This window comes from Mesorhizobium sp. M0276, from assembly GCF_040321755.1.
Classification (GTDB): Bacteria; Pseudomonadota; Alphaproteobacteria; order Rhizobiales; family Rhizobiaceae; genus Mesorhizobium.
In genome coordinates, this window is sequence record NZ_JAMYSC010000049.1 from 36,783 (window position 1) to 42,936 (window position 6,154).

Below are 6,154 nucleotides of genomic sequence, written 5' to 3' on the forward strand. Positions count from 1 at the left end.
ATGCTCCACCTCGGGCCTTTCAAACGTTCAACCCGCCGCGGCTGAGATATTCTCGACCGGCAAACGTGCGCCGATCCATTCCAGCACCTCCGCCATCACCTCTTCACGGGCAAAGTCGTTCAGGAGATCGTGAAAATGGCCTGGATAGAGCTTGAGCGTCTTGTCGGATGAGCCGGCGGTGTCAAAGAACAATTGGCTGCCGGCCGGTTTCGTCGCCTTGTCCGCCGTGCCGTGCAGAATGAAAACCGGCAGCGTGATCAAGGGAAAATCGCGCTTGAGCCGCTCATCGGCACGAACCAATGCGGCCACGGTGCTCGTTGGTTGGACTTCGTTGTCGATCAGCGGATCGTTGTTCATCGACGCGACAATCGCCGGATCTCGCGAAAAGTCCTCATTCTTCAGCCGAAGTACGTGCAGATGCGGCGCAACGTGACTGAGACCCTTGAGTACTGCGAGAGCAAAGTCAGGTGCATAGACCTGGAATGCGAAGCTCTCGCAAATGAAACCGGCCAGTTCGGCCTGATGTTCGAGCGTGTAGGTTGCAGACACCACCCCACCCGCGCTGTGCCCAAGTAAGAAAATCGGCAGCCCAGGCTCGCGACCCTTGGCAAGTTGCACCAGCATCGAGAGGTCATCGACATATTCGGCAACATTCTCGATGAAGAAGCGATCTCCGTCCGACATTCCTCGTCCGCGAAGGTCGAGAGCGTAAACGGCGTAGCCGGCTGCGACCATCTGCTCGGCCGCCCAGAAGTATTGCCCGCTGTGCGAGTTCACGCCGTGGCAGATCACCACGACCCCGCTCGGTTGGGACAAAGGACGCCACGAGCGGACGAAAATCCGCATGCCGTGGCCGCGTTCTAAGTACTCCTCCGTCACCGGAGTTGCGTTGGTCGAAATCATGGCAAGTCTCCGCTTTTCGCTGCCGGCTAGCCTTTGATGAAGGCGAGCAGTTCGGGATTCACAATCTCAGGATGGGTCGTGCAGAGGCCGTGCGGCAGGCCGGCATAGGTCTTCAGCGTGCCGTTCTTCAGGAGTTTTACCGACAGCGGTGCCGAGTCGGCATAGGGCACGATCTGATCGTCGTCGCCATGCATCACCAGCACCGGCAGGTCGATCTTCGTCAAATCCTCGGTGAAGTCGGTCTCGGAAAACGCCTTGATGCAGTCGTAATGGGCCTTGGCGCCGCCCATCATGCCCTGCCGCCACCAATTGTCGATGATGCCCTGCGAGACCTTCGCGGCCGGACGATTGAAGCCGTAGAAGGGGCCGGTCGGCACGTCGTAGTAGAATTGCGCGCGATTGGCCACGAGCGCGGCCCGAAAGGCGTCGAACACCTCGATCGGCAGGCCGCCGGGGTTTTTTTCTGACTTCACCATGATCGGCGGCACTGCGCCGATTAGCACGGCCTTGGCGACACGGCCCGGCTTGGCACGGGCGACATAGTGCGCCACCTCACCGCCACCGGTCGAATGGCCGATATGAACGGCATTCCTCAGGTCGAGCGCCTCAGCCAGTTCCGCGACGTCTGCGGCATAGGTGTCCATCTCGTTGCCGTGAGCGGTCTGGGTCGAACGCCCATGGCCGCGGCGGTCATGGGCGATGACACGGAAGTCGTTATGCAGGAAAAACAGCATCTGATTGTCCCAGTCGTCGGCGCTGAGTGGCCAGCCGTGGTGGAAGACAATCGGCTGGGCGTCCTTGGAGCCCCAGTCTTTATAGAAAATCTCGGTTCCGTCCTTCGTCGTGATGAAGCTCATGGTTTGACTTCCTCTGCTGGGTTGATCGGTGAATTCCGCTGAGAGCACTTGTGAGACGTATTCCGGGAGTAGAGCACCCGCACCGGCGGCAATGCCGGCCGCAAGCACCCGACGGCGGGTGAGAGGGGTGGACGAGACAGTCATGGCCGCGCCTCATCGCCCAGGAAGCGGATGACCTCGTCGCCGAACTCACGCGGGTACTGAAACAGGAAGGCATGGCCGGAGTCCGGATAGATGATCAGTTGGGCATTCGGGATTGCCTGCGCCAGGGCGTAGGATTGAAAAGTCGGGATCATGACGTCTTCATTGCCGTTCGCCACCAGGACTGGCTGCTGGATCGAACCAACTCGATTGAGCAGCGATGTTTCGGGGGTGCTGACGTCGCTTCCGGCGGACAGCATGGCCTTCCAGGTCTTTTCGCTCACAAGCTTGGCAAACGCGTCCTTGCGTTCCCGCAGTCGGGCAAGATGAGCACGTCCTGCGGCCTGGCTGGTCGGCGTGTCCTTGAAGAACAGGTAGAGAAAATCCTCATCCGAGTTGGTTGGCTTTGTCGCGACCTCGATCGCCTTGGCGCTGAGATTTGCGCCTTCGACATAGCCAGCGCCGCTGCCGACGATAATCAGCTTGCGTACCAGATCGGGGTGTTGAAGCGTCAGTTCCTGGGCGACGAGGCCGCCGAAGGAAAATCCCAGTAAATCGACTTGTTGGAAGCCCAGGCCATCAATGAAGGCCCCTGCGTTTTTCGCCCAGCCGCTCATACTGGGAGGCGCTTCTCCGGCGGAGCGAGCCACGCCGACATTGTCGAATATGATGACGTGTCGGTGCGCGGCAACGTAATCGAGGAACGCCGGGTCCCATTCGTCCATTGTTCCGCGAAAGCGGTTGAGGAGAATCAAGGGTGTTCCGGAGGGCGCACCGAGCGAGCGGTAGGCGTAGGCAACGTCTCCGACATTGAGTGATTGTGTCTCCACGCAGGCAGCGCCACATGCCGCAGCCTGATTTTTCTCCACAGGTGTTGCCGGAGCAGCCGGCACCGAAATGTTCAGAATGGAGAGCATTGCTGTGCTTGCAAACGCTACCACTGCGGCTCGACGAAAGGATGTGAAGCGCGGTGATTTCATCACTCGTTCCCTCTACGTTGTTTCGTTCGATGACGAGACAGTCGCGCAGGGGAGGAGTGTGAGCCAGTTAATCGTTGCTAAACGGTGCTAGCGTACCTGCTTAGCGCGGCCAGGCTGTCGGCTGAACGCTGTTCCCAGGCTGACGCGCATTGACCGTGTGCCATGGTCATGGCGCGCTCGAAGAGCGCTCGAGCTGCTCGTCGATCCGAAGGCCGCCTGGCCAGCAGTTCGCCTTTCTGGCGCAGCAGTTCCGGGCAATACCAAGCTTCGCCGCTGTGCTCACATCGGGACAGCGCACCATCCAGCAAAGCCATTGCTTCCGGCTCCTGACCAAGGAGCGTCAATCCCGAGGCCAAAGTGGACTGGAAGACCGTATGGTAGAGGTAGAATCCGGCGCTGCCCAACCGGTCGAGGGCTTCGCGGACGAGGGTAACGCCTGTCGCCGCCTCGCCAGTCCGGATCAGGATGTCACCCTCGAAGCATTCCGCATAGGAATGCCAGACATCGAGTGCATGATCCCTCGTACGTCGATGCAGCATTTCGGTGTAGCGTTCAGCGCGTGGCAGATCACCCGCCATCAGCGACACCGGACAAGCCGCGTCGGACAGCGCGTGGCAAATCGTGAGATTGTGGCCTGCGGCAAGCGCTGTTTCGACCATGTCGTCGATCTCGCGCAGGGCTTCCTCGGTCTTGCCGCGAAGCCAGAGCACACGCGCCAGCGTAATGCGTGCGGTAATGCGCTGCTCATATTGAAAGCGCGCGAGGTGCGCTCCGTTCGCCGGCGCTTCATAGGCGGCCAACATGCGTTGCACACGGTCCTCCGCGCCGGCTTGATCGCCAAGCAGGTGCAGCGACCTGGCCTTCATACGCTCGCCGATCAGCCGGTCGGCCGCGTCGCTCGAACGCTCCGACAGTACGCGAAAGGCTTCGGCCATCTCAAGCCCGGCACGGGATTCGCCGCTGTTGGTTCGATCCACCCAGAGGGCCCACAGAGCACGCAATTGGAAGTCCACGTCGTCAACTTTGCGGGCGATTTCGAGTGCGCGCGTCCACGCCTCAGCACCGCTGGGTCGGCCTGAAATCGCGCGCATGTGCGGAAAGCCCAATGCCGCGTGCAGCCGCATCAGGCTTCGTGCGTCTGGTTCCGGCTGTCTTTCCAGCCAGTCCAGCGCTTGCTGCACACGCGATAGGCATTCGTCGACGAGCGAAAGCTGATACCAGAACGGGATCGCCGCGACGGTCATCGCAACGCCCATCGCGCTCTCGCCTGCTGGCGAAAAGCACCAGTCGAGGGCGGCGCGCAGATTGCCGAGGTCGCGGCTATAGAATTCTAGGGATACTGCCTCCTGCGCGACCTGCCACTGTCGCGCTGCATCGTCGAAAAGCGTGCGGTAGTGGCTCGCATGCCGGTGTGACGCTTCGTCCCCCAAGCCGGAGATCGAAAGCTTCTCCGCCGCATAGGCGCGCGTCATGTCGAGCAGGCGGTAACGCACGGGATGTGCGCTACGATCGGCGACCACCAGCGATTTCGAGACGAGCTCGACGATACTGCCTTCCACATCGATCGCCCCTTCGCCCGATACCACGGCGCGGGCCGCTTCGAACGTGAATTCCTGGTTGAACAACGAAAGCTGGGCAAGGACGAACTGTTGTGTCGACGAGAGCAGGGAATAGCTCCAATCCAACGTCGCGCGCAGCGTCTGGTGGCGTGGAAGCGCCGTGCGCCGCCCGCGCGTTAGGATGTCAAAATTGTTCCGCAACGATTCTGCGACGCCTGCGATGCCGAACGTGTCCACACGTCCGGCGGCCAGTTCGATGGCAAGCACGATGCCGTCGAGCCGTCGGCAGATCTCGCCCACGACCGGCGCTTCGCGATCGCTCAGGACATAGCCGCCGACACTGGCAGAAACTCGTTCGACGAAAAGCTGGACTGCCGGAAAACGCAGCGCTGCCGGGCCGTCGAGCGCTTCGTTGGTACCTGGACAATCCAGCGGTGGCAGGCGAAGAACCCATTCGGCTTGAATACGAAGCGGCTCTCTGCTGGTCGCAAGGATTGTCAACTGCTGCGTCTCGGCGATCAGGGCCTCCGCGACCACCGCAACCTCGTCGATCATATGTTCGCAACAGTCGAGGACAAGCAGAACCGAGCGATGACTGAGCTGTCTGGCGAGTTCGGCAAGAGGATCGGACGATGTCAGCACACAGCCTGCCTTGGTCGCGATGAACGCGGTGAGCAGCGCTCCGTTCGTGATCCCAGCGAGATCCACAAATGCGATCCCGCCTGGATAGTAGTCTCTAAGACGGTCCGCAAGCGCGATTGCCACGGTCGTCTTTCCTATACCACCCGGTCCTACGAGAGTAAGCAGCCTTTGTTCCGGCAGCTGTCGCTCCAGCAGATCCAGCGTCGCCTCCCTGCCGAAAATTCGGTTGGCAAGACGCGGCACCGGGAGCTTGCCGCCAACGGCCGGTCGCCCGTTTAGACTGACAGGGGACGTCTTGTGAGAGACTGCGGCCACAAAACTGTAGCCGCGGCCGGGGATGTTGGAGATGTATTGCGGAGCGTTGCTGTTTTCGCCAAGGATCTTGCGGAGCGATGCGATGTGGACGCGCAAGTTGTTTTCTTCGACGAACGTGTTGCGCCACACCAGCGAGACGAGTTCATCCTTAGAGATCACTTCGCCGGCGCGCGACGCCAGGACGATGAGGATTTCCAGCGCACGGCTGCCAATCCTCAACTTTTGATCGCCCAGCAGGAGCAAGCGCTCGGCGGGCACCAGCGTAAACAACCCGAAGGAGAGTGCGGCGCTTGTCTTCAACTCAAAACTCAGATTGATGTCCGGATAACTTAGAATTCCATAATGCATAACGCGAGGAAACCGGCCAGCCTGTCTTTGAATTCCCCGCGATGTCCCCGCGATTTAGAGCGATCGCTCAAAGTGGAGGTGACCGGTTCGAGGCGGAAATCCGGTCCCGCCGGACGTCAGCTTTCGGGACGCTAGATAGCGCTTGGAATGTCCGGTTGGGGTCAGGAACGCTGGTTGCGGTTAAGGTCGGTTATCGAGCAGCGAAATGGGCTGATGAAGAGCGGCTCAGGGTCAGATCGCGTCGATGCATGGGGGCGCGTGAACGTCCGCTTCTCACATTCCAAGCCGCAAGTCCGCTTCTGATGCGGTGGACGGCTCTCCTCCCTCCTGCGGTATCATCGCGGGATTAGAGCTGGAGGAGCGCTATGATGAGCAACGTTACGACAATCGGTCTGGATATTGCGAAGTC

Annotated in this window: 4 protein-coding genes; all 4 read right to left on the reverse strand. The window is 60.5% G+C overall.

The window, feature by feature from the left end; all coding sequences use genetic code 11:
- Nucleotides 1-27: 27 nt before the first annotated feature.
- On the reverse strand, nt 28-903 hold the full coding sequence (locus NKJ01_RS28630) for an alpha/beta hydrolase (protein ID WP_352733200.1): 876 nt from the start codon (nt 901-903) through the stop codon (nt 28-30).
- 26 nt (nt 904-929) lie between these two features.
- Nucleotides 930-1,760, reverse strand: a complete 831-nt coding sequence (locus tag NKJ01_RS28635) for an alpha/beta fold hydrolase (RefSeq protein WP_352733203.1) — start codon at nt 1,758-1,760, stop codon at nt 930-932.
- A gap of 140 nt (nt 1,761-1,900) precedes the next feature.
- The gene (locus NKJ01_RS28640) at nt 1,901-2,881 is read right to left on the reverse strand and encodes an alpha/beta fold hydrolase (RefSeq protein ID WP_352733206.1); all 981 of its coding nucleotides are present in this window, start codon (nt 2,879-2,881) and stop codon (nt 1,901-1,903) included.
- Nucleotides 2,882-2,958: 77 nt separating this feature from the next.
- On the reverse strand, nt 2,959-5,697 hold the full coding sequence (locus tag NKJ01_RS28645) for an ATP-binding protein (protein ID WP_352733209.1): 2,739 nt from the start codon (nt 5,695-5,697) through the stop codon (nt 2,959-2,961).
- Nucleotides 5,698-6,154: the final 457 nt, after the last annotated feature.